Raw genomic sequence first — 23,294 nt, 5'->3', positions numbered from 1 at the left:
CTATGAGTGGCAGAGACAAAAGGTGATTAAGCGTACATAAGACATGCCAAACGCCTAACTAAAAAAGGCTATCTCATTATAGAAAAAATCTACCATGAGACAGCCTTTATATTATTAAAGCTCATCCGAGCCCTTAAGAATGCCATTGCTCCCAAGTTTGAAGTGGCATGACTTCCATCTCGGTCTTAGGATCGCGACCCATCAGCGCCTCAACGGCCTTACGGACGTCACGTCCTTCAAACAGTACTCCATACAGCACCTCTGTAATAGGCATCTGAACACCTAATTTTTGAGAGATGGCGTATGCCGCTTTTGTCGTTCGAATACCTTCTACGACCATGCCCATAGATTCCAGCACAGCATCAAGCTGTTGGCCCTGTCCCAATAGTGACCCTGCACGCCAGTTGCGACTGTGACGACTCGTTGCAGTGACCACTAGATCGCCAATACCAGCCAGGCCGGCAAAGGTTAGTGGGTTAGCGCCCATCTCAACTCCGGCACGGGTAATTTCAGCCAATCCACGGGTCAATAAAGCCGCTTTGGCATTATCACCGAAACCAAGTCCATCTGACATTCCCGCACCCAATGCGATAATGTTTTTTAGCGCCCCGGACAGTTCCACGCCGAGCAAATCACGGTTTGTATAGACGCGGAAATAGGAGTTCATAAACAGCCCCTGTGCGGCTTGTGCAGCCTTCTCATTGGAGGAAGCTACAACGACCGTTGTAGGACATTTCCTCACCACTTCTTCCGCATGACTCGGACCAGACAGCACAGCAATATCACCCTCAGCGACTTCCAGTTCTTCCGAAATCACCGTGGACATACGTTTAAGCGTTTCAGTTTCAAAACCTTTAATGGCATGCACTACCAGCATATCCTTGCTAAAATGAGCTTTCAGACTACGTGCTACCTGACGAGCAGCAGCCGAAGGAGATACGATAATCACTGCTTTAGCACCAGATACCGCAGTCTGCATATCAGTTGTAGCTGAAATGCGGTCAGACAAAATGGAGCCTGGTAAATAATGCTCATTCGTATGCTTCTCATTGATTTCAGCTGCTTGCTGCTCGTTTCTCGTCCAGACAGAGACATCGTTGTTATTGGCCGCAAGAACGGAAGCCAGGGCTGTTCCCCAACTCCCCGCGACCAGCACAGCTATTTTCTCAGACAAGACGATCTCCTCCTTTGGAGCCAAGCTTGTTCTCATTCCCACGTACCAGCTTGACTATGTTGGTACGGTGTCTCCACACAGCGAACAGACAAATGATTAGAGCCGTCCAGAATAACGGCCATGCATAACCAAGCACGAGTAATATCCAAGGAGTCAAAATGACAAATATGAGCGATCCCAAGGATACGTAACGCGTCATTACGATTGCAAGTATCGCAATGATTCCGGCATATAGTGCGGGCAGTAAGGCAAGCGATGCCAATACACCAATAGCAGTCGCAATACCTTTTCCTCCACGGAAGTGAAAATATATCGGCCAGTTATGGCCCGCAATCGCTGCAATGCCGCACAAACCCGATACCCAGGATGATTCTCCACCTAACCAGTGCCCTATTAGCACTGCAATAACCCCTTTAAGTACGTCCAGCAGCAGTACCAGAATAGCTGGGCCTTTTCCAAGCACACGCAGCGTATTCGTCGCACCGGCATTGCCGCTTCCATGCTGGCGAATGTCGATTCCTTTTAATTTTCCATACAGCAAACTAAAGCTGACAGAGCCAAGCAAGTAACTGAGTACGATGGCAACGATTTGTAAAATCAACCTATTCGCTCCTAACTTTCGTCAGACTTGCGCCGTGTAAAGATACGAATTGGAGTTCCTTCAAAATTGAAGGCGGCGCGAATTTTGTTCTCCAGATAACGCTCATACGAGAAGTGCATTATTTCTGGATCGTTTACGAATACAACCATCGTAGGCGGCTTAACAGCAACCTGGGTCACATAGTTAATACGCAGACGACGTCCCTTGTCTGTTGGTGGAGGATTGATGGCAACCGCGTCGGAAATTACATCATTCAGCAAATGTGTCTGAATACGCAATACATGCTGCTGTGCCACATGCTGTACAACAGGAAGCAGCTTTTGCAGGCGTTGCTTCGTTTTTGCAGACAAGAACACAATCGGAGCATATGTCATAAATAGAAAGTGATCGCGAATTTTCGTTTCAAACTGGTGCATCGTTTTATCGTCCTTGTCCACGACATCCCATTTGTTAACGACAAACAGCGACGCTTTACCCGCTTCATAAGCATAGCCAGCAATGTGCTTATCCTGCTCAATAATGCCTTCCTCGCCGTTAATAACGACCAGTACAACATCTGCACGCTCAATGGCACGCATGGCACGCATTACACTATATTTTTCAGTCGTTTCATATACTTTGCCACGTTTACGCATACCTGCCGTATCAATCAGCACATACTTTTGACCGTCTTTTTCAAAAGGTGTATCAATTGCATCACGCGTCGTGCCTGCAATGTCACTAACGATAACCCGTTCTTCTCCCAGAATGGCGTTAACCAATGAAGATTTACCTACATTCGGGCGGCCGATCAAGGCAACACGAATAACGTCTTCATCATAGTGATCTTCTTCCAGCTCAGGCAAATTGGACGTAATGGCATCTAGCAGGTCGCCTATCCCTGTTCCATGACTACCAGAAACAGCAATTGGATCACCAAATCCATAAGAATAAAACTCATAAATCAGATCGGCGCGACTGAGATTGTCCACCTTGTTGACAGCTACGATGATCGGTTTACCCGAACGATATAACATTTGAGCTACCTCTTCATCTGACTGTGTAATTCCTGCTTTCGCATCACTCATGAATACAATTACATCTGCTTCTTCTATTGCAAGTTCGGCCTGCATACGGATGGATTTTAAAATGACATCCTCACCATCAATCTCAATGCCGCCGGTGTCAATAATACTGAAGGATTTACCATTCCACTCCGATATACCGTATATACGGTCACGAGTGATTCCGGGTTTATCTTCCACGATGGACAAACGATCCCCGATAATCCGATTAAAAATAGTGGACTTACCCACATTCGGACGACCAACGATAGCCACAACGGGTCTTGCCATAAATTCACTCCTCCTGTCAATTCTTCCGCTATCATCATAGCAAAAAACATACCTATTAGCGATATGGTCACGTAACAACAATCGGCGAACCCTCTGGGTCCGCCGATGGTGTACGTTATGCTTATTATAAAATGTATTGATTTAAACTCATTTAAATTTGTTCAGCTTATCGCCAAAACGCTCGCCGAGCGTAATGCTCAGACCGGAATTATTGAGGGAAACGTTAGGATTATTCAGTTCCTCACGAGGTGCACGAGATGCACGTGGTGCTCTTTCTGCTTTAGGAGCAGCTTCAGGAGCTTCCTCAGTTTCTTTAATGCTCAGGCTAACACGTTTTTCAGAAGGATTCATTTCAAGAATTTTAACTTTCACTTCTTGTCCTTCTTCCAGAACTTCTTGTGGAGTTCCAATGTGTTTGTGGGAAATTTGGGAAATATGAACCAAACCTTCCACGCCAGGAGCGATTTCAACGAATGCACCGAAGTTAACCAGACGTTTTACAACACCTGTTACGATGTCATTGTTGTTGAATTGTCCAGCAGCCGATTCCCAAGGACCAGGCTGTGCAGCTTTCATGCTCAGGCTGATTTTTCCTTTTTCAGGATCTACTTTCAAGACTTTCACTTTCACTTGATCTCCTTCAGAAACTGCATCAGAAGGCTTATCGACATGAGTCCAAGCAATTTCAGATACGTGAACCAGACCGTCCACGCCGCCAACATCTACGAAAGCACCGAACTGAGTAAGACGTTGAACCGTACCTACGATTTCTTGGCCTTCTTTCAGCTCAGCCATTACTTTAAGCTTGTTGGCTTCGAATTCTGCTTCCAGAACGTCTTTTTGAGAAAGGATCACTTTGTTATTTTCACGATCCAGTTCTTTTACAACAACACGCAATGTGCGGCCTTTATAATCACTGAAATCTTCAACGAAGTGGCGTTCTACCATGGATGCAGGGATGAATCCGCGCAGACCCACGTCTACCACGATGCCGCCTTTAACGACATCATTCACAACAACTTCAAATACTTCTTTGCTTTCGAACAGTTGCTCCAACTTTTCCCAAGCATTTTCACTGTCGATTGCACGTTTGGACAGAACAAGTTTTTCCTTGCCATCGTCAATGCTGATAATTCTAGCTTCAACCTCTTGGCCTACTTGTACTGCTTCTTCTGCGTTATCCAAACCAGAAGACAACTCGCGAATTGGAATAACTCCATCGTATTTATATCCAATGCTTACTACCGCTTGGTTATCTTCCAATTTCACGATTGTACCCTTAACGGTGTCACCTTTTTTCAGGGAGACGATTTGATCGAGCTCGTCTTGATTTGCCGCTTCAGCAGCTTCTTGATTTTTAATTTCTTCCGACATGTCAATACCCTCCTCAATTCAAAAAAAACCATTTATTTAAACCTGCGCATGGCAGAGTTCAAAACATAAATAAACTTTTGTTCTAGTTTTCCGAGCTTAGACACAATTCATGCAAGCCTTTCAGTTATTCGTAGGCTTACCCGTTTCCTTCATCGTGCGAATACGAGACATAATTGCTTCTGTTGCAAGTTCAAGCGGATCTCCTTCGATATCGGCACCCTTTTGGTAAGCGTCCAAATTGACAGGTTTACCGTATAACACTTTCGTTTTACGGAAAAGCTTGTAATCACCAATAATGGCGACCGGAACGGCAGCCGCTCCACTGCGTAGCGCAAAGCTTGCAGCACCCTTTTTACCGATTCCCCCAGCTCCTCTGGAGCCTTCGGGAAAGATCCCCATAACCTTACCATCACGCAAAATGTTCAATGCCAGCTTAATGGATTCCTTACTTACACCACCGCGTTTGACTGGAAAAGCTCCCAGTTTCCCAATTAGTGGACCCAGTACAGGAACATTAAACAGCTCGGCTTTTGCCATAAAGTGAACCTTTCGCTTCAGCAAAATACCGACTGTAGGAGGGTCAAGATTACTAATATGATTAGAACACAACAGCACTCCACCCTCAGCAGGAACATTTTCCCTGCCTACCGCCTCAAGTCTAAACAGAACGCGGTAAATGAGACGCAAAATACTGGCGCATACAGTATATATCATTGGCTGATCTCTCCATCCTTCTCCGTTAAGCAATAAGATACGATCGTATCAACGACATCCTGAATGCCCATTTGGGTCGTATCGAGCACGATGGCGTCCTCACTGCAACGAAGCGGGGATACCTCCCTCTCCTCGTCAAGCTTGTCACGTGCCGCAATGTCACGTTCTAGCTGCTCCAGAGTGATATCATCAGTTTCGCTCAGTTCTTTAAAACGGCGAGAGGCACGTTCCTGAACACTTGCGGTCATGAACACCTTGACTTCCGCATCGGGAAGTACAGTTGTTCCAATATCACGACCATCCATAACGACACCCTTGCGCGCAGCCATTTCACGCTGGTTTTCAGTCAAACGTGTACGTAAACCGGCAATACTTGAATACTGTGACACGTTGCTAGTCACTTCCATCGAACGGATCACAGTGGTTACATCTTCCCCGTTACAATAAACCTTTTGGCCTGTGGGGTCCGGTACTAATTCAATCACCAGCTCAGGTACATGTTGAAGCACTTTTTGTACATTTTCTGCAGGTATTTCCTTACACATCATGTACCACGTTGCAGCTCGGTACATGGCGCCGGTATCTACATATACATAAGAAAGTGCTTTCGCCACCAGGCGGGCCACTGTACTTTTCCCTGCACCAGCAGGTCCATCAATGGCTACATTGATTTTGTTACTTGAAGATACATGTTGCCTTGCCAACAGGGAATTCCTCCTAACCTAACCTCAAGAAAAAAGCAGGCATTGCCTGCGACGTGAAAATTATACCACACATTTATAGGCGATGCAAAATAAGCGACAGGTTTACTATAAAAGAAAAATTTCGGATGATTAAGATTTCCCCCGGAATTCCAGCTGTCTTTCAAAGCAATATTTAATCAGTTTTTGGCGCTCCTGATCAGCGATTTCCTCATATTTCAGCATAATGAGTTTGCGACCGTTTTCCATCTGCTGAATGCGCACAATTTCAGATTGGAACGGAACATGCTCCTGAGTACCGTTTTTATATGGAACTAAAATCCAGCAAGACAATGATTCTCCTTCTTCAAGATGATGAGTTCCCTGGGTGTGAAAAGAAACACCCCCGCCTCCTACATCATGTGTCTCTGCTACAAATCTGGACTCGTTCGCACCATGCTTTACTGCAATTTCCAAGTTGGCCTTAACCCGAAGAAAGTTGCGGCGCTGAATTTTGCTGATGCTGTCTGGAGCAGGTTTGTGGATACGAACCATCCGGAGGATATCCTCTTTAAAACCCGTAACGTGGGTATTAAAATAATTTTTAATCCCACCCTCGCTCATAAAAAATATAGACAGTTCTTCCCCTAGAAACAATTTTTTCAAATGCCCACTTGTTTGTGACATAGGAATTTCAATTAAAAAGTTCTGTGACTCCTCTTCCGCAATACGAGACTTAAATTCAAAAATCTCGTCCTTATGGTCAGTACCAGCCACTTGTATGTATAACACATCATTAATTTTGGGAAACAAATGATCCACCATCCTTGTCCATTAAAAGCTCTAATTAAGGTATATAATACCACGACTTTATGCCTATATTAAGCATTTTATTTGTTCGATCTATGACTAAAGCACAAAAAACCTCCTTCATGAAGGAGGTTTAGAGTGACTATTGATTCATTTTCATGTAATCAACTACGCATTACTTGCAGTAACCTGAGGTTCATCTGAATCTTTAACCTCTTCAATCGTTTCTTCCATCCCCGTATTGGCGTTAATGTATATCCGGTAGACGGAACCATTGATTTTACCACCAAATTCATAACATAGAACTTCATTTGAAAGTTCATTTTCAATTAAAGCTTTACGGTGGTAAGTTTCACGAAACTCAGGATTCAATTTTGCTCGTGCTGCATTCAAATTCAATTTCGCTTGCGGAATGCGGCGGAGATGACTATGCTCATACACATAATCACTGGATTGAAAACCGATCACTTGTCCGTTATCAAGGCCTGATCTGACTGTGATTTTTTCTGGATAGATAATCACGTCCCCTTGTTGGCTCGCAAATGTAATATTAGCTAAATTCCCGCTCTCATCATACGCAACTGGCTTCATTCCTTTGTAACCTTTTTGTTCAAGGTATTCACTAGCATAGCGAATCGCTTCATTACGTGTTGCTTTTTTAGGGCCTACTGCTCTCATGTCATGATAAGAAATAAGCTTGCCGCCTTTTTTCGTAAAATCCATACTGGCCACGGGCTGCTTCTTATTTAGCAGGGTAGCTGTATAAGATGCCCATTCCGTTCCTTTACCATTTTCGTTCACACGGATCTGACTTTCCGGTTTTCCTGTAAATTCAGCGGCATTTCGTTTAATTTGTTCTGCATTCACTGCCGGGAGACTCAATTTTTTCACAGAGCGTTTATCATAGATGCTGGCTACAGACGGTCCCCAATCCAGCTCCTTGTAGTTTTCCACCTTTTTGTCCACGGTTTTAAAGCCATCAATAATGGTGTTGTCCTTCGGACCAGTTTGCGAACCTGCCGCCATATCTACATCCATCCATCGCAAATTTTTGCTAAGGACCTTTTGCTGCACTTCCTGCATGTTTTTTGAAATTTCTTTGGAATTGTTATATAACGTTTTCAGGTTCGAAATTTCTTTCTCGTTTAAAGGCTCGTGATCCAGATCACGGACAGCGGTCTGATACGAAAACGCGGATAGATGCGACAGTAAATCCTTGGCATGATTAAAAGGCATTACATTCAGAGGCAACTGATTAACCTCATTTTGGGCCTCACTTGCAATCCTCCACACGTTCATCAAACATTTGCGGTGCATCGCGTGTGAAGTATTATGGACAGCAACCGCGTTCCCGAGTTGAGAATGCAGCTGATCCATATGAAACGACAAATCGTGAAACGCACGCTGGTATTGATTTTCCGCTTTTATCGACATGCTATTTGCCTGAAGAGACACCTCTTTTCTCATCTGGCTTTGCTGATAACCCCACACAAATGCTCCTATCATCATCAGGGTAACCACCGGGAACAATACGGCACTAAGTCGCTTATACATATTGGGAGTCTCCTTTCTTCAAGTACACTACCGATAGTGTGACAAGAAGAATGCTCTCTTATGCATGGTTTTCCATGACTTCAACAATAAACTCACAGTTATCGCAAATGCAGCGTTTAAAGCCGGTCTGAATCTGTCCTTGCTCTATACGTCCTCTCAGCACAAAACGTTCTCCACATCTTTTACAATGAATTCTTACTTTTATACGCAAAAAAAAGACACCTCTTTCTCTAACAGGTTTGTCAGATCAGTGTGCCCCATTTTGTTACATGTTAACCTTTTCTTCCCGTTTTAACAAACGAAAAGGAGAACGGTTATTAGCTCGACTGATCTTCGCCATTCCTCCATACCATAGAAATGCCATAAGTGGAATGATAAACCAGATCCAGTCATGCGAAAATTTCGTTAAAATCAAATCGTATACTCCGTGCCAGAACCATGGAAGCACCAATGACAGCAGCAACATGTATTTGCTCCTCAAGCCCTCTGAAAACTTGGCCTTCCCCATGTAGTAGCCCATCATTACACCAAACATCGCATGACCGGATACCGGTAGCAATGATCTCATCAGCATCATGCTAATCGAAGCATGGCCCGCCCAGGCATATAACAGATTTTCAACTGTTGCAAATCCGAGTGAGACTGCGGCCGCATACAAAATACCGTCATAAGGCTCGTCGAACTCGGTATGATTATAGATGATGTGATACAACAGAAACCATTTAAAAAACTCTTCCACTCCCGCTGAAATGCCGAACACCTGGATTAACGTGTGATCCCCTAGCCAAAGCAGCAGCCCGCGTTGAAAAATCATGACAGGAAGAACCACCAAAAAGCCGAGCAAAAACACTTTAAAAACCATGTGCAGTGGCTCCGAATCATACCTGTCCTTCAAGTAAAAATACATCAATAAGGCGAGACCCGGCGCTGTGGCTGCCGCTAAAACCGAAAACAGAAGCACCGATCATCCCTCCATAAAAATGAGTCGGCCCTGCTTTAGCGCAGAGCCGACAAATTCACTTCGATATCACTTTCGATAAAACGAATCAAGAACGGCTGTCAAAATGAGTGCAGATGACAGCAACTGCCTGCTCAGGAATGACCAGCTTGCCGTACTCTTCCAACATAGCTGGTGTAACGGATGAGCCTTCTCCAAATTCAGCAAGAACCGCAATTAAAGCCGCAAGCTTGGACTCCTCTACTTCTTCTGGTTCCAAATGCAGAATCCATTTTCCTCTATAATGATACAGCTTACCTGCTTCCGTAGTGTTACTACGAAGCATATGAGCCGCTTCTATGAGTACTTCGAAATCGCTAAACGCGTAAACGATGGAATCGCTATGCTCCAGCGTGACTTCCATTTCGTAGACTTCCTCTGGAAGCTCCTCATCGGGACCCGAACCATACTGTTGATGGTCGTATTTTCCCCGGGTGACGATAACAACCATTCCTTGAGCAGGAAGCGCAAAGACTTCGACAGCTAACGGTCCCGTGGCGTCGAAGCCCAGTTCGCTGTATGCCTGATCCATCATTTCGGTAAACAGCTCATGAACTCTTGGAATTTCTTGCCACATATCGTCTTTTTGAATACCGCGTTCGCTCAAATCGTCAAAGGTAAGGAAAATCCGTATCTTGTCCTGACTTAATCTTTCTATTTTCATACTGGACCCTCCTCCTGGCAGCCGAGTGTTATTAACAGATTATGATGCAATTATGATGCCTGTGATGAAAATGGTTCTATGTAATCATGTTATCATTTTATAATCGTAAATGCACGCAATAAAAAGATAAAAAAAAGAATCATTTGAACGGCTTTTACAAAAAAGCCGCAAAATGATTCGGAATAAAGGTTTCTGGGTTACAATCCCGGTACGGCTGTATGAGTTTCTTTCAAAATTTGCTCGACCTCACGCTTAACATCGGGACTTGTTCTGATGAAGTCTTTAATCAACTTCATATTCTCTTCTTTGTTCTTGGCAGTATGGGCGTTATGAGCGGTTTTATCTGTTGGTGAATGATGGTCTTGATCCTTATGGGTGTCTTCTTTATTTAGCGTTATCTCGCCCATTCCGGGGAATGCCGCGTCCATCATTTTAGTACGGGCTTTCTGCACTAAATTGCCGCTTTTTTTTCCACCCATGTCCATGGATAAGCCCAACATGTCGCGGTTGCGGGAGATCAAAGAGCTTGCTACAGCGCCCAAGACGATTCCCAGGAAAAATGAAGATGTTTTCACAATTAGAACCTCCCTTTGTGGTAGAATCAAGCATAGTGTTCGTCAGTAGTGACAAACTCATACGGTATAAAATACAGGAAGGTGAGATGAAATAATGGGTACAAAAACAGCAGCCATTTTGTTCACCGCATGTCTGCTGCTTAGTGCTTGCACTGCAACCAAGCCGGAATCTGCGGCAACAAGCAAACAGCAGGATTCGGTAGCGTCTGACTCAAGTAACAGCGCCAAAGATCAGAGCAGCGTCTCTTCCCCAAAAAGCAGCAGTAAGCAAGCAGGCAGTGATGATCATAACTCAGCGGGTAAAACCAATGCACAAAATGATAAAACCAGCGAAAGCAATGAAACAGGAGCTGCGACATCTGCAACTACCAATAACAAAATGTATCACTTGAACAAAGCCTACAATGTAATTCCTAACCAACAAGGCACCGAAAAAAAAGTCGTGTTACTGACCTTTGATGATGGTCCTAAGGAAGCAGCCATGATTAACAAAATCATAGATGTACTCGATAAACACAAAGCGAAAGCGATTTTCTTCGTAAACGGTTACCGTGTAAAAGAGCATCCTGAGTTGCTTAAGCTTATCCATGACCGTGGACAGCCCATCGGCAACCATAGCTGGGATCACATCGTGCTGAAGAATAAATCTGAGCCTGAGGTCAAAAAACAGATTGAATCGGTACAAAAAGTTGTTAAGGACATTACAGGACAAGCCCCCGTATTCTTCCGTCCCCCTCATGGTGCCGGCGGAGACGTAGGTCGCATGGTCGCTAAGGAAAACGGTCTCCTATACATGACATGGTCCGTCGGTTCTCTGGACTGGACAATGAAAAAGAATCAGCCTAATAAAACGGAGGCACTTCTCAAAAACGTAACGGAACAACTTCATCCAGGCAGCAATATTTTGATGCATGAACTGCCATGGACAGCTGAGGCTCTGGACAGTCTATTGACACGCCTTGAGCAAAAGGGGTACCAATTTGTTGATCCTCAAAGCATTGAGGTTCCTGCCAGCAAATAGAGACTTGCGTATACTCAGTCTTAACTGTAGATGATGCAATAAAGGCCTCCACTCTCCGCTATTCATGCGGAGACGGAGGCCTTTTTACCGTATCATTTTGCGCCTTTACCAAAGCATTTCACTGATGGGTGGTGCACCCTTGATGCCCCACCACAGTAACGCTGCAGTAATCAGCACAAAAAGAGTACTCAAAAAATTTAAAAACCACTTGCTTACCCGAATACGGCGGGACGGAAACATTTCTGCCCGCGTTCGGTACTCACTGGCAGGAGTATCATCCTCCAGCGTCACAGCAACTTCTGGTACAGCGGCAACGTGAGCCAATTCTGGCACGGGCCGTGAAGCACGGGAGCGAACTGGTTTAGATTTTGACCTGTCCTCCTCCTTGCCTTTGCGACCATTTCGACGGCTACCATAGGTCTGCACTCTGCTAAGTTCCTGATTCATTCTTCATACCTCCGAAAACGTAACGCTAAGCCAGATATAAGGTCAATCACAAAATGACAAATGATCGGTGCCCACAGACTACCGGTCTGCACATATATGTAGCCCAATCCATAACTGCTAAGAAAAACCCAGCCAGTGGGAATCCAATGCCGTAAATACCGGATATGAATCACCGCAAACAAAATGCTTGTCCAATAAGGACCAAAGCTGTACTGAATTGCACCTCTGAACAAGAGTTCCTCACAGATAGAGACGATAGCTGCTATACAAATAATATGCCACACCGGACGATTTTGAAACAGCATTTGGTTAATACCACCGTCATCCATAGCATCCTCAGGCATAATCCGGGACAGCAACAGATCCACAAGTAACATAGCGGCGGCCAATCCCAATCCCCACCATAAGACGTGCAGAGTGTTCGGCAATGCAAATAGTTCTAACACATTTCTTTTCTGAAAAAATATCCAGATTGCGCCAATCAGCAGGGTCAGCCCCTGAGTTAGATACAAATTGTAAAGCAGCAAGCGGTCGTTCAATTCATGAATTTGCGCTCTTTTCCATTTCACTTTAAGCTTTTTCATAGTTAGTTAGTCCTCTGCATAGTCTTCTTTAGCATCATAGCCAAAAAGTCGGGCGGATTCAAGAAGACTTAAATCTTAATTTTCCGCATTCTGTAGCTATATATCTAGCCGGCTATCCACACATGTCGCATGTCCTATTGACATGCCCATGTAAGCCATGATACATTATGAAAAAATTATTAGCGACAACAACAATGATGGAGAAAAGGTATTGATTTCGTCCTCAGAGAACCGGTGCTTGGGTGGAAGCCGGTGACGAAGTAACTACTTTCAGCGCTCCTGAGTTATTGCACCGAGGTCTGTGGAATACTTCCCGGCATTAGATGCAATCGGCAGAAAACCGTTATCCTTTCGGTCATTTTATGACCGCTGAAGGCAGTCCATTGCGAAATGGCTGCGAATTAGGGTGGTACCACGATAACTCTCGTCCCTTACTATGGAGATAGTATGTGATTCGGGGGTTTTTTTGATGCCCGAAAAACGCAAAGCGCCTCCGCGTAAGACTTTTGATCGTCAGTTTGGTGCATAATACTATTTTATCCCTTTTCTGCGTCAATGCGTTATCACACTAGTATTTTACACCGCTCTCCTGTACTTTTAGAAGCATTTCAAGTTTTTTTCATGTTCTTTATGGAATGTATTTCAGTTTGAAGTACATCCTGTCCATAAAAGAAGTTAACTTTGAGGAGGAAACCAAATGTTTAAAGTGTTAGTATCCGATCCGATCAGTGACCTGGGCATCCAGCAGCTGATGGATGCAGACGATGTCACGGTGGACAAGAACACAGGTCTCAGCGAGGATGAATTGGTTCAAATTATTGGTGACTATGACGCATTACTCGTTCGAAGCCAAACTCGGGTAACCGAACGCATCATGACGGCAGGTAAGAACCTCAAGGTTGTAGGGCGAGCTGGGGTCGGAGTGGACAACATCGACCTCGAAGCAGCAACACAACGCGGGATTATCGTTATTAACGCTCCTGACGGCAACACGATTACGACTTGTGAGCACACTTTTGCGATGATGATGGCTCTAGCACGTCATATTCCACAGGCATATGCCAAAACCATTGGCGGTACATGGGATCGTAAAACATTCCTCGGTGTCGAACTGCGTAACAAAACACTTGGAGTCCTCGGCATGGGACGTATCGGCAGTGAGGTGGCTAAACGTGCTAAAGCATTTGGCATGAGCATCCTCGGCTATGATCCATTTCTAACGGAAGAACGCGCTGAGAAGCTGGGCATTAAGCTGGCGAGCGTGGACGAAATTATCCGCAACGCAGATTTTATGACCGTACACACACCATTAACACCGGAAACGAAACATATGATTGCTCGTCCACAGTTTGAAGTGATGAAAAAAGGAATGCGCATCATCAACTGTGCCCGGGGCGGAGTTATCGATGAAATGGCTCTTGTTGAAGCTATTGATGAAGGTATCGTTGCCGGTGCAGCCTTTGACGTATTCGAGTCAGAGCCGCCAGCACAGGATCACCCATTCCTGAGTCATCCGAAAATTATCGTCACACCACATCTGGGTGCCTCGACTGTCGAAGCTCAGGAGAATGTAGCTATCGATGTGTCCGAGCAAGTGCTGCATATTTTGCGTGATGAGCCTTTTAAAAATGCGGTCAACATGCCTCCAGTGCCATCCAACGTTATGACGCAATTGCAGCCATATTTCTCGCTTGGAGAAAAGCTTGGCAGCTTTGCCGCTCAGATCACGAATCAGGCTGTACGTGAAATTCAGGTAGATTACGCTGGCGATTTGTCCTCTGTGGATACACAGCCGCTGACACGGTATATTTTGAAAGGTGTTCTTAGCCGTCATCTGGGCAGCGATGTGAACATTGTAAACTCTGTACATCTGGCCAAAACACGTGACATCCATCTTGTCGTATCTCAGGCGCCCGCCACCAAGGGTTTTACCAATCTGATTACCGTTACACTCAAGACGCAGAGCGGCGAAGAGCAACGTGTATCTGGCACCCTGCTGGCAGGCTATGGCGAACGGATCGTTCGGTTGAACCAGTTCCCGGTAGATGTAGCACCGGAAGCTCATTTCCTGCTCATCTCCCACAATGATAAACCAGGCATTATCGGCCGTGTCGGCACCTTGCTTGGGGAGAACGGCGTCAATATCGCTTCCATGCAAGTAGGGCGTAAAATTGTCGGCGGTGAAGCCATCATGATCCTGACCGTCGATAAAGCCGTGCCAAAAGACGTGCTGATTCAACTCGTTGGTTTGCCAGAACTAAATACTGCCCAAGAAGTAGTGTTAAATTAATTCCAGACATATTGAGAAGTCCATAGTTTTATAATAAAGAGAGGCGCCTGGCTACCCAGGCGTCTTTTTCTCTTATACCGTTATCTGTCATGAGAGCAATCATCATGCATGAAACAGGATGTTCCACGTTGAACAAGATAAATGTTGATTTTTCAACAAAAAGCACCCTCTTCCGAGGATGCCTGCAAACCGGGGTATATCAGCTGGGGCTTATAAATCTGTTACAGACCCAGCTTTGTTTTGTTGGAGATCGGCAGCAAAATAGTAAATTCCGTCCCTTCCCCCAATACGCTGGCAGCAGAGACAGAGCCTCCGTGAGCCTCTACAATGTTCTTGACAATAGCAAGCCCCAAACCAGTCCCTTTATCCTCACCACGTACTCTGGCCTTATCTGCCTTGTAGAAGCGGTCGAAAATATAAGGTAGATCCTCGCTGGCAATGCCTACACCTTCATCCTTAATCCGAATACGGATTAACTCATGCCGTTCTCCCAAAATTCGATCCGCCGCAATAGTAACCTTTTTCCCGCCGGGTGTATGTCTGAAAGCATTATCCAGCAAGTTGGTCAATACCTGCTCCAGTCTGTCCTCATCTGCCTCAGGCAGCAGCAAACGTTGGCCTTGCTCATGGTAATCGAGTGTCAGTCCCTGTTCCTTTGAACGTACCGTAAATTTACGGTGAACACGCTCGATCAGCTCATTCATATCCACTTCCTGTCGGTGCATGTCTGTATGACCAGCCTCCATTCGGGCCAGATCAAGCAGATCCTTGACTAACCTTCCCATGCGTAATGATTCATCATGGATGACCTGTACCAGCTCCTCGGATTCTTCAGGGGAACCCGCCATTCCATCCAGCAACGCCTCACTGTAGCCCTGCATCATAGATAAAGGTGTACGGATTTCATGAGATACGTTGGCCACAAAATCGCTCCGCATCTTCTCCAGCTTCACTTCTTCCGTAATATCTCTAAGCACAGCTACTGCACCGCGGATTGCATTATCCGTATACAGAGGCGCCATCTGCACCGACCAGGAGCCCTTCTTGACATGGATATAGTCTCCGACATCCTCTCCCCTGTCCATAACAGTATGGAACAGAGACTGCAAAGGCTCAGGTACAGAAGCTCCAAACTCCTCCAGATCACGCTCCTGCCACTCCAGCTTTTTCCAGATATCCAACAGACTTTGTGCCGGCGGATTCGTCAAGATGATTTGTCCGCTTCTGTCGAAGGTGATTACGGCATCAGACATGCTTCGCAGTACGCTGGATAAATGGTTTTTCTCCTCATTCAGACTGCGGATCGTTGCTTCCAGTTCCGTGGACATATGATTAAAAGTTTTCGCCAGTTCTCCAATTTCGTCACTGGTCACCAGCGAAAGCCGAGTATCATACCTCCCCTCACGAATCGCATTCGCCGCCTGAATCAACAGCTGCATAGGCTGTGTGATTTTAGTAAAAAGGAATAAGGCAAAAAAGGTCGTCAATAAAAATCCGACAATGCATGTATAGGTGAACAAATGCTTGATTTCCGTCGATTCATACGCCGCAAAATTTCTGTTGATGTACGGCAATAAAAAAAGCCCTAGAAAAATAAGCACAGAGCCTACAAGACAAATGATGGTGATCCACAGCTTGCCTACCAGCGATCTCCAGAAGTTCACGTTATTTTGGAACCTCCAGCTTATAACCTACGCCCCACACGGTTGTAATCATAGCCGCTGCCTCTGGCGATACCTTATTCAGCTTTTCACGAAGCCGTTTCACATGCGTATCCACAGTACGCAGATCACCAAAAAATTCGTAATTCCAAACATCTTTCAACAGTTCCTCACGCGAGAAGACTTTATCTGGCGACACCGCCAAATAGTGCAACAGCTCGTACTCTTTAGGCGTGAGACTGATTTCAATCCCGCCCGCAGTTACCCGATGCGCATCATGCTCAATGATAAGATTCGGAAAAACAATACTATTGCTTGGTACCGCCTCTTTCGTTAAAAAGGCAGTTTCCGACGAACGGCGTAAAATTGCCTTCACCCGGTAAATGACTTCTCGCGGGCTAAAGGGCTTAACCACATAATCATCGGCTCCGACTTCAAAGCCTTGTACACGGTTCACTTCCTCACCTTTGGCAGTCAGCATAATCACAGGTGTAGCTTTGGTCTGACGCAGCCGTGTACACACCTCAATCCCATCCATCCCCGGAAGCATTACATCCAGTAAAATAATGCTGTAATCGCTTGCAGTCGCTTTTTGGAGGGCAATCTCACCATCCTCAGCTTCGTCAATTGCATATCCTTCTTTTTCCAGATACATCCGCAGAAGGCGGCGAATGCGTTCTTCATCATCTACAATTAATATGCGGTTGCTTTGTTCTGACATATTCCCAGCCCCTTCGCTAAAAAAACCATTCTCTCTATTTTACTATTTTCCCGTGCTTGGTCAAACTTTACTCTCATCCAACAGTCTCTTTACACCAAAAAGGCCGGGGTTATGACCCCCGTCCTGTCCGTTTCTTTTTCGTGTTGTCTGATTTGGCAAGTTGAATGAGACGGTTGATTTCGTCCTTGGTTAAGGGTCTGGTCAGACCGCGCTTCAAGTTTTGTAGCAAAAGATCACCGAAGGCAATCCGCTTGAGTCTGATGACCGGGTGTGAAATGGCCTCAAACATCCGTCTTACCTGGCGATTTCTGCCTTCATAAATGGTAATCTGGATCACAGACTCCTTACCATTCGGATCTACATCTTTATATTCTACCTCGGCTGGTGCAGTAATGCCATCTTCCAGCACGATTCCTTTTTTCAGCTTGTCCAGCTCAGTACCATGCGGAACGCCTTTGACAGTTGCCACATATGTCTTGGGCACATGATGCTTGGGATGGGTGAGCAGATTGGCGAACTCGCCATCATTGGTAAGCAACAGCAGTCCTTCGGTGTCGTAATCGAGACGCCCTACTGGATATACGCGTTCCTTAACGCCTTTCAGATAGTCTGACACGATTTTACGGCCTTCCGGATCGGAAGCACTCGTAATGACTCCTTTAGGTTTGTTCATCATCAGATAGATTTTTTTCTCGGTTTTGATCGGGCGTCCCTTTACCGTAATCATATCTTGATCAGGGTCTGCCTTCGTTCCCAGTTCAGTTACGACAACCCCGTTCACTTCCACGCTGCCCGCCTGAATAAGCTCTTCACATTTACGTCTGGAAGCTACACCAGCTTGGGCCAATATTTTCTGCAATCTTTCCATGTTCGCTAATTCACCTCATGCTAATGATACCCATCCATGAGCAAAATCACAACCCCCGTTCAAAAAACGATGCAGAAATTAAAATACAAGCAGGCAAATGGCAATGGCTGCCACAAAACCAACCACATCTGAAAATAGTCCTACCTTCAAAGCATACCGTCCATTGCGGATACCTACCGCACCAAAATATACAGTTAGCACATATAGCGTCGTGTCTGTGCTGCCCTGAATCGTTGAGGCGATCCGACCGATCATGGAATCCGGGCCATAAGTGCGAATTAGATCCGTCGTGAACGCAAGTGAACCGGTGCCCGTCAATGGACGAAGCAAGCCTAAAGGCAGTACCTCACCGGGTACACCCCAGTGTTTAATCCATGGGGTTACCCAGGAGATCAAATAGTCTAAAGCGCCGGATGCTCGAAAAATGCTAATCGCCACCATCATGCCTACAAGATGAGGAATAATGCTGATGGCGGTAGAAAAGCCGTCTTTGGCTCCATCTACAAAAGAATCGTAGACAGGTACCTTTTTAGCATATGCATATAAAGGAATAAAAGCGAGAATAACCGGAATGGCCCAAGTCGATACGAGGTTTATAAAATTAAGCATGCCTCCCTCATCCTTTCCAAGTGGTGTCCCTGCCCTTGGCAGCCGTGATTCCCGTTCGCGGAACGGCAGGTGAAGATGCGGGCAGCGTCGTTGAAGAGGCAGCAGATGTTGGTGCTGATGAGGTGAGTGATGCCAAGGATGTCTGGGACGGCGGAATCGCTGGAGGACGGCGGCGCAATTCTCGACTACGGTACCAACGGTCCGCCGCAATTGCGGCAAAGGTGGCTATTGCGGTCGCTACCAGTGTCGTACCGACGATTTCTGCCGGATGTGCGGAATGAAAATTAAGCCGTATCGCGATCAACGTCGTAGGAATAAGCGTAATACTGGCCGTATTCAGGGCGAGCAGCGTACACATGGCTGGTGTGGCGGTTTGCTTATCTGGATTGAGCGTCTGCAACTCTTGCATAGCCTTGATTCCCATCGGTGTGGCTGCATTCCCCAGACCCAGCAAATTGGCGCTCATATTGGACAAAATGTAACCCATAGCGGGATGATTACGCGGAACATCAGGGAAGAGAAAGGCAACCAAAGGAGAAAGCAGCTTGGATATTTTCTGTAAGAGCCCACCATCTTCAGCCAGCCTCATCATTCCCATCCAAAACACCAGCACACTTATCAGTCCAAAGCACACTGTAACCCCCGTAGTTGCCCCGTCAAAAGCTGCTTTCGTCACCACCTCAATATTTCCCTGCGCGGCGGCAAATACAAATCCAATACAAATCAAAGCCACCCATATGAGATGAATCATGGCTGATTCCTCCTTTTCCCAATGATGTGACACGTCCCAGCTCTAATTTCCTGCTTGCCCTAGGCTCCAAACAAATTTTTTAGGATTTCGTTCCATCTGCTCGTCCAACCTTGTTGCTGAGTATTGTTCGCAGGATCTTGTGCAGTTGGAGCCTCTTGCTGTGGATGTACGGTACTTTGAGCAGGCAGCTTACTACCTTTTTCATACACAGGAACAGAACCGATAAGTTTACCTTCCAATAGGAATTCGACCCGCCCTCGTAAGCCAAAAGATACGTCCGCTCTGTCTGCAGAAGCAGAATTTTTATACAACACCAGTCTTTTGTGCAACTGGGTCTTCTCACCATCATGTAAAGGATAGGCAAAGCTTGTACCTGTTAATAGTGGGTAACCATCGATAGGTTGCTGCTTGTCCGTAATCGGGATGAGCGGATAATATCGGAATCCGTAATCAAGCATACGTGCATGATCGTTCCAATCGTCCCCGTCATTCAAGGTAACGGCAGCGAGCTGGCGACCGTCCCGTGTGGCAGAGCTGACCAGACAGCGAAACGCTTTTTTGGTAAAGCCTGTTTTCACACCGTCAGCTCCCTCATACAGCCGCAGCATTTTGTTTTTGTTGTGCCATGAGTAGTCCCAAGAATCGTTGGGATTCGGTGCTTTTTTCAGTTCTGTTTTTACGATACGGGCAAAAGTTGGATTATGCAGCGCATAAGCAGTTAGCCGGGCCATATCATTGGCTGAGGAATAATGTCCCTCGGCATCCAGCCCGTGAGGATTAGCAAAATGTGTATGGCTTAGCCCAAGCTGAACCGCCTTGTCATTCATCAAATGGACAAATCCCTCTTCTGTCCCCCCCACATGCTCAGCAATGGCAGAGGCTGCATCATTACCAGAACGGAGCATTAAGCCGTACAGCATATTTTCCAGCGACATTTGTTCACCCATTTGCAGAAAAAGCGAGGAACCTTCTTTGGCATACGCGGTAGGACTCACCTTTACCCGGTCCTGCAAGCGTCCATGTTCAATGGCCACAATTGCAGTCATAATTTTGGTCAGGCTGGCAATACGTAGCTCCCGGTCACCCTCGGTAGAATATATGATTCTTCCTGATGTGACATCAATTAAAGAAGCAGCCTGTGCATGGGTTCCTAATACAGGCGGCGCTGCTTCTGTTGTTATCGCTCCCCGAACGGGCTGTGGACTCAGCAACGTAAGCGACAATGACAAAATAAGCAGAAGCACCAGCGGCAAAACAAATGCGCGTGCCTTATTCAAGAAATGGCTGTGGTCCGCGTGAATGTGTTGCTTTTTTTTAAACATTTGGATTCCTCCGGTTTTGAGCAAGTCTTGTACCATTCTATGTCCAAGCTGTTCAAAGTATGTCCACCTTTATAACAGAAAATTCCTTTACGGGACAGCCATTAGCCGCTCTCTTTTTGCTCTCTTTTTGCTTTCTTTCTGCATAAACCAAGCAACTTGCCCTCCCGAGTACATATATATTAGTTACCAAAGTTAAATATGGATCGGGGGTTACATCATGCTGCGTCTCCAGTTTGAAATGATTTTAAGATCGCGGATTGTAGAGTCCGCAGAAGCATTGCATCGAAGCGGTGTATCCTTTGCCACTTTTGCTACAGCACGTTGCAACCAGCAATTTTGGGATTTAACGGAAAAGGGTGGTTTTCAGATTAAAGCAGGTGTCACTCCGGCACAGGGGATCAGAGACATTTTTTCAAACGGTCATCAATACGCTTTTGAATGTGCAACAGCTATGGTTATTGTGCTGTACAAAGGAGTGCTGGATTCCATTCTGGAAAGTGAGTTTAATCGGATTTTTGCAGGTATGCTGCTGTATGACTGGCATTATGACAGTGACCTCAGGCTCATACAGCAGCAAGGGAGTCATAAAGCAGCTCCTGGCGATATTCTGTATTTCAACAATCCAGATGTGTCATCTGAAACATTGGAATGGAAAGGAGAAAATGTCGTTAAGCTGAAGGAAGACTTGTTTTATGGACATGGGATTGGCATCTTGCCGGCGAAGGGTATTATCGATTCCCTGAATCAACATCGTCGGCCGGAAGCCACGGTATCTGCTTATTTGACGAATGAAGTGGTCTATCCGGACTTCATCTACTTATCGCAGTTCGCTACCGAAGGAAATCGAAAAAATGAATTGTCACTGCATACTTTGTATCACCAGGAATACAGTCACCGTATACATGCTGTCATTGGGGGAAGGCAGTATATTCTGTGATAGGGCCAAGTGTAAGCAGAAAAGAAGGTATTCCTTAGCCTATACTCGGCTTTGGGATACCTTCCGGAGAGAACGCTTTTCATTTCCAATGACTTTTACAAGTAAGCCGGTCCAGAATTACTTTGATCAATATTAATATCTACAGGTACCTGTGGGGGTGGAGTCTGCACGTTGTCGCCTGCATTCCGGAAGATAGACTGAACCTTATCAATCAGGTATGGGGTGGAGTCAATGAGTTTCTCAATCAGATGCGTTTGGTTGTCCAATGGAACGATTTGTGCCCCCTGTTTGCCAACAACCAGAAAAGCAATGGGATGAATAGATACACCACCACCGCTACCGCCACCAAAAGGATGAACTTCCTTCCCGCTATGATTACCGGAAGCCGAGGAAGTATGAAGTGCCTCTTCGTCTACGTTAAAATCACTTCCCCCGGCAGCGAAACCAAATCCTACCTTACTGATTGGCAAAATAACGGAACCATCGGGTGTTTCCACCGCGTCTCCCACAATCGTATTCACGTCTACCATGGCTTTGATGTTTTCCATTGCGGTTTGCATGAGCCCTTGAATCGGGTGATCTGACATGATTAATTCCTCCTCTGCTTATCTCAAGCGTAGATTGCCTTTTCTTTCGCTATTGTGCGCAGGAGTTCAAGGAAATATGTATGTCCTCCGATTCGGTTATGCCTTAATCTGGAGGACACTGAAATCCCAAAGTTCAGAAAGATTAAGTTTCACCACATTTCAAAGTTTATCTTTCATTGTTAGCTTGAAGATCTTCATTTTTTTTGAAAAAAACCCGCTTCCATGCCTCGGGTCCACCCGGAACGCGCCATATGCGGTAAGATAAGATGAGCATGGAGAAAATTAAATAGCCGAGCGATACGTTTGCTTCACAGTTCAAAGTGGTGGTAAAACGCAAGCGATCCACCCAATACGGCACAACATACAGCTTAGGGGTACAATCCATGCGCACAAAGCTGGAAGCAAAACCGATCAAGGTCGTTTTTAATCCCCACAAAATACCGGTTGAGGTAGCTGTATAAGCCGCGTCAGCAAGACTAATGTTGGTGGACCACTCCATTTTGGACATCGTCACATGTGCCAATGTATGTCGCAACCATCGATTGAAGGATTTCGTTCCCTTGAGCAAAACCCGTATATCATATATAAATTGCTTGATTTTTTCTGTATCAATATTACCGCTATCCACGGAAGCATCCGTTTTATGTATGTTTTTGTTGCGATCAAGCCGATAGAGAAGCCCTTTTTTCAAACCTGTTATGAGAATGGCCGGAACATCGTAATTTATTTTAATCATCCCGTATAGAAATCTGATCTCTAGATGCGCCCGATCATCATTGTCATGTTTGGCAATATCCAGCTTCAATCGAATACGAGAGAGCAGAATAGCCAGCACAAGTAATATAACGACGATGATGGCGATACTGATCCATTTCCACACTGGCGAGTCCTCCCTACCTTTTTGCTATAAATATCATGGCAAAAATAGTATGACCGTTCGCCGGAAAATCATGCATCTTAAAATACCAACAGCCAGCCCCTAAATACTTGAGGACTGGCTGTCTATTTGAAATTTTACA

Annotated in this window: 24 protein-coding genes and 1 other annotated feature; of the genes, 3 read left to right on the top strand and 21 right to left on the bottom strand. The window is 45.6% G+C overall.

Going from position 1 to position 23,294, the window contains the following annotated elements; all coding sequences use genetic code 11:
- Window positions 1-133 precede the first annotated feature (133 nt).
- The 11 genes from ACUYLD_RS07320 to ACUYLD_RS07270 all read right to left on the bottom strand — a co-directional run bounded on the left by ACUYLD_RS07320 (window position 134) and on the right by ACUYLD_RS07270 (window position 10,477).
- Window positions 134-1,174, bottom strand: a complete 1,041-nt coding sequence (locus ACUYLD_RS07320) for an NAD(P)H-dependent glycerol-3-phosphate dehydrogenase (RefSeq protein ID WP_039271042.1) — start codon at window positions 1,172-1,174, stop codon at window positions 134-136.
- Window positions 1,167-1,775 carry a glycerol-3-phosphate 1-O-acyltransferase PlsY gene (gene plsY / locus ACUYLD_RS07315; protein ID WP_039271041.1) on the bottom strand — a complete coding sequence of 203 codons (609 nt, stop codon included), beginning with the start codon at window positions 1,773-1,775 and terminating at the stop codon, window positions 1,167-1,169. The genes ACUYLD_RS07320 and plsY overlap by 8 nt, the downstream gene beginning before the upstream one ends.
- Before the next feature lie 11 nt (window positions 1,776-1,786).
- Window positions 1,787-3,109 (bottom strand): ribosome biogenesis GTPase Der, encoded by a 1,323-nt coding sequence (gene der / locus ACUYLD_RS07310; protein ID WP_013310744.1) that lies wholly within the window; start codon window positions 3,107-3,109, stop codon window positions 1,787-1,789.
- A 147-nt stretch (window positions 3,110-3,256) separates the two neighbouring features.
- On the bottom strand, window positions 3,257-4,483 hold the full coding sequence (gene rpsA / locus ACUYLD_RS07305; protein ID WP_013371699.1) for a 30S ribosomal protein S1: 1,227 nt from the start codon (window positions 4,481-4,483) through the stop codon (window positions 3,257-3,259).
- A gap of 120 nt (window positions 4,484-4,603) precedes the next feature.
- On the bottom strand, window positions 4,604-5,197 hold the full coding sequence (locus ACUYLD_RS07300; protein ID WP_013310746.1) for a lysophospholipid acyltransferase family protein: 594 nt from the start codon (window positions 5,195-5,197) through the stop codon (window positions 4,604-4,606).
- Window positions 5,194-5,901 (bottom strand): (d)CMP kinase, encoded by a 708-nt coding sequence (cmk, locus tag ACUYLD_RS07295; RefSeq protein WP_250261094.1) that lies wholly within the window; start codon window positions 5,899-5,901, stop codon window positions 5,194-5,196. Before cmk ends, ACUYLD_RS07300 begins: the two co-directional genes overlap by 4 nt.
- 129 nt (window positions 5,902-6,030) lie before the next feature.
- Window positions 6,031-6,690: a flagellar brake protein gene (locus ACUYLD_RS07290; protein WP_165177242.1), complete on the bottom strand. Its 660-nt coding sequence runs from the start codon at window positions 6,688-6,690 to the stop codon at window positions 6,031-6,033.
- A gap of 165 nt (window positions 6,691-6,855) precedes the next feature.
- Window positions 6,856-8,241: a germination protein YpeB gene (gene ypeB / locus ACUYLD_RS07285; RefSeq protein ID WP_061829227.1), complete on the bottom strand. Its 1,386-nt coding sequence runs from the start codon at window positions 8,239-8,241 to the stop codon at window positions 6,856-6,858.
- Window positions 8,242-8,506: 265 nt separating this feature from the next.
- Window positions 8,507-9,202 carry a glutamic-type intramembrane protease PrsW gene (gene prsW / locus ACUYLD_RS07280; RefSeq protein WP_254351448.1) on the bottom strand — a complete coding sequence of 232 codons (696 nt, stop codon included), beginning with the start codon at window positions 9,200-9,202 and terminating at the stop codon, window positions 8,507-8,509.
- An 85-nt stretch (window positions 9,203-9,287) separates the two neighbouring features.
- Window positions 9,288-9,902: a genetic competence negative regulator gene (locus tag ACUYLD_RS07275; protein ID WP_013310751.1), complete on the bottom strand. Its 615-nt coding sequence runs from the start codon at window positions 9,900-9,902 to the stop codon at window positions 9,288-9,290.
- Between the two features lie 197 nt (window positions 9,903-10,099).
- The gene (locus tag ACUYLD_RS07270) at window positions 10,100-10,477 is read right to left on the bottom strand and encodes a hypothetical protein (RefSeq protein ID WP_039271033.1); all 378 of its coding nucleotides are present in this window, start codon (window positions 10,475-10,477) and stop codon (window positions 10,100-10,102) included.
- A gap of 94 nt (window positions 10,478-10,571) precedes the next feature.
- On the opposite strand from ACUYLD_RS07270, the gene ACUYLD_RS07265 reads away from it, so the two are divergent.
- Window positions 10,572-11,498 carry a polysaccharide deacetylase family protein gene (locus tag ACUYLD_RS07265; RefSeq protein WP_254351447.1) on the top strand — a complete coding sequence of 309 codons (927 nt, stop codon included), beginning with the start codon at window positions 10,572-10,574 and terminating at the stop codon, window positions 11,496-11,498.
- 105 nt (window positions 11,499-11,603) lie between these two features.
- On the opposite strand, the gene ACUYLD_RS07260 is transcribed toward ACUYLD_RS07265, so the two are convergent.
- Window positions 11,604-11,945: a hypothetical protein gene (locus ACUYLD_RS07260; RefSeq protein ID WP_254351446.1), complete on the bottom strand. Its 342-nt coding sequence runs from the start codon at window positions 11,943-11,945 to the stop codon at window positions 11,604-11,606.
- Window positions 11,942-12,529: a type II CAAX endopeptidase family protein gene (locus ACUYLD_RS07255; RefSeq protein WP_061829230.1), complete on the bottom strand. Its 588-nt coding sequence runs from the start codon at window positions 12,527-12,529 to the stop codon at window positions 11,942-11,944. The genes ACUYLD_RS07260 and ACUYLD_RS07255 overlap by 4 nt, the downstream gene beginning before the upstream one ends.
- 185 nt (window positions 12,530-12,714) lie before the next feature.
- Window positions 12,715-12,964: a binding site (T-box leader), on the top strand.
- Window positions 12,965-13,226: 262 nt separating this feature from the next.
- Between ACUYLD_RS07255 and serA the strand changes: the two genes are divergently transcribed.
- A complete protein-coding gene (gene serA, locus ACUYLD_RS07250) occupies window positions 13,227-14,819 on the top strand; it encodes a phosphoglycerate dehydrogenase (protein ID WP_039271025.1) in 1,593 nt (530 codons plus the stop codon).
- A 221-nt stretch (window positions 14,820-15,040) separates the two neighbouring features.
- Here serA and ACUYLD_RS07245 read toward each other — a convergent pair whose 3' ends face one another.
- The 6 genes from ACUYLD_RS07245 to ACUYLD_RS07220 form a co-directional block, all read right to left on the bottom strand.
- A complete protein-coding gene (locus tag ACUYLD_RS07245) occupies window positions 15,041-16,483 on the bottom strand; it encodes an ATP-binding protein (protein WP_446674692.1) in 1,443 nt (480 codons plus the stop codon).
- Between the two features lies 1 nt (window position 16,484).
- Window positions 16,485-17,201: a response regulator transcription factor gene (locus ACUYLD_RS07240; RefSeq protein WP_029517311.1), complete on the bottom strand. Its 717-nt coding sequence runs from the start codon at window positions 17,199-17,201 to the stop codon at window positions 16,485-16,487.
- Window positions 17,202-17,310: 109 nt separating this feature from the next.
- Window positions 17,311-18,069, bottom strand: coding sequence for a pseudouridine synthase (locus ACUYLD_RS07235; RefSeq protein WP_023989197.1), 759 nt, complete (start codon window positions 18,067-18,069; stop codon window positions 17,311-17,313).
- Between the two features lie 78 nt (window positions 18,070-18,147).
- Window positions 18,148-18,678, bottom strand: coding sequence for a spore maturation protein (locus ACUYLD_RS07230; RefSeq protein WP_013310760.1), 531 nt, complete (start codon window positions 18,676-18,678; stop codon window positions 18,148-18,150).
- A gap of 7 nt (window positions 18,679-18,685) precedes the next feature.
- Window positions 18,686-19,429 carry a nucleoside recognition domain-containing protein gene (locus tag ACUYLD_RS07225; protein ID WP_446674691.1) on the bottom strand — a complete coding sequence of 248 codons (744 nt, stop codon included), beginning with the start codon at window positions 19,427-19,429 and terminating at the stop codon, window positions 18,686-18,688.
- Between the two features lie 59 nt (window positions 19,430-19,488).
- Complete coding sequence (locus ACUYLD_RS07220; protein WP_446674690.1) at window positions 19,489-20,751, bottom strand: D-alanyl-D-alanine carboxypeptidase family protein; 1,263 nt, start codon at window positions 20,749-20,751, stop codon at window positions 19,489-19,491.
- 217 nt (window positions 20,752-20,968) lie between these two features.
- Here ACUYLD_RS07220 and ACUYLD_RS07215 point away from each other — a divergent pair, with 217 nt between their 5' ends.
- A complete protein-coding gene (locus ACUYLD_RS07215; RefSeq protein WP_250268715.1) occupies window positions 20,969-21,688 on the top strand; it encodes a protein-glutamine gamma-glutamyltransferase in 720 nt (239 codons plus the stop codon).
- Between the two features lie 95 nt (window positions 21,689-21,783).
- On the opposite strand, the gene ytfJ is transcribed toward ACUYLD_RS07215, so the two are convergent.
- Both ytfJ and ACUYLD_RS07205 read right to left on the bottom strand, forming a co-directional pair.
- Entirely contained in the window at window positions 21,784-22,275 is a 492-nt protein-coding gene (gene ytfJ / locus ACUYLD_RS07210; RefSeq protein ID WP_061829234.1) for a GerW family sporulation protein, read from the bottom strand.
- Between the two features lie 166 nt (window positions 22,276-22,441).
- Complete coding sequence (locus tag ACUYLD_RS07205; RefSeq protein WP_250268716.1) at window positions 22,442-23,155, bottom strand: DUF2953 domain-containing protein; 714 nt, start codon at window positions 23,153-23,155, stop codon at window positions 22,442-22,444.
- Window positions 23,156-23,294 lie beyond the last annotated feature (139 nt).

The organism is Paenibacillus sp. SER-28 (assembly GCF_052906305.1).
Note: the sequence above shows the minus strand (reverse complement) of the source record. Positions and strands in the feature narration are given on the sequence as shown.

Coding starts and splice junctions, on each gene's coding strand:
- ACUYLD_RS07235 (WP_023989197.1), bottom strand. CDS start 18,069: ATGGAAAGATTGCAGAAAATATTGGCCCAAGCTGGTGTAGCTTCCAGA.
- ACUYLD_RS07225 (WP_446674691.1), bottom strand. CDS start 19,429: ATGATTCATCTCATATGGGTGGCTTTGATTTGTATTGGATTTGTATTT.
- ACUYLD_RS07255 (WP_061829230.1), bottom strand. CDS start 12,529: ATGAAAAAGCTTAAAGTGAAATGGAAAAGAGCGCAAATTCATGAATTG.
- ytfJ (WP_061829234.1), bottom strand. CDS start 22,275: ATGTCAGATCACCCGATTCAAGGGCTCATGCAAACCGCAATGGAAAAC.
- ACUYLD_RS07300 (WP_013310746.1), bottom strand. CDS start 5,197: ATGATATATACTGTATGCGCCAGTATTTTGCGTCTCATTTACCGCGTT.
- ACUYLD_RS07240 (WP_029517311.1), bottom strand. CDS start 17,201: ATGTCAGAACAAAGCAACCGCATATTAATTGTAGATGATGAAGAACGC.
- ACUYLD_RS07265 (WP_254351447.1), top strand. CDS start 10,572: ATGGGTACAAAAACAGCAGCCATTTTGTTCACCGCATGTCTGCTGCTT.
- ACUYLD_RS07215 (WP_250268715.1), top strand. CDS start 20,969: ATGCTGCGTCTCCAGTTTGAAATGATTTTAAGATCGCGGATTGTAGAG.
- serA (WP_039271025.1), top strand. CDS start 13,227: ATGTTTAAAGTGTTAGTATCCGATCCGATCAGTGACCTGGGCATCCAG.
- ypeB (WP_061829227.1), bottom strand. CDS start 8,241: ATGTATAAGCGACTTAGTGCCGTATTGTTCCCGGTGGTTACCCTGATG.
- ACUYLD_RS07275 (WP_013310751.1), bottom strand. CDS start 9,902: ATGAAAATAGAAAGATTAAGTCAGGACAAGATACGGATTTTCCTTACC.
- ACUYLD_RS07230 (WP_013310760.1), bottom strand. CDS start 18,678: ATGCTTAATTTTATAAACCTCGTATCGACTTGGGCCATTCCGGTTATT.
- ACUYLD_RS07220 (WP_446674690.1), bottom strand. CDS start 20,751: ATGTTTAAAAAAAAGCAACACATTCACGCGGACCACAGCCATTTCTTG.
- der (WP_013310744.1), bottom strand. CDS start 3,109: ATGGCAAGACCCGTTGTGGCTATCGTTGGTCGTCCGAATGTGGGTAAG.
- ACUYLD_RS07260 (WP_254351446.1), bottom strand. CDS start 11,945: ATGAATCAGGAACTTAGCAGAGTGCAGACCTATGGTAGCCGTCGAAAT.
- rpsA (WP_013371699.1), bottom strand. CDS start 4,483: ATGTCGGAAGAAATTAAAAATCAAGAAGCTGCTGAAGCGGCAAATCAA.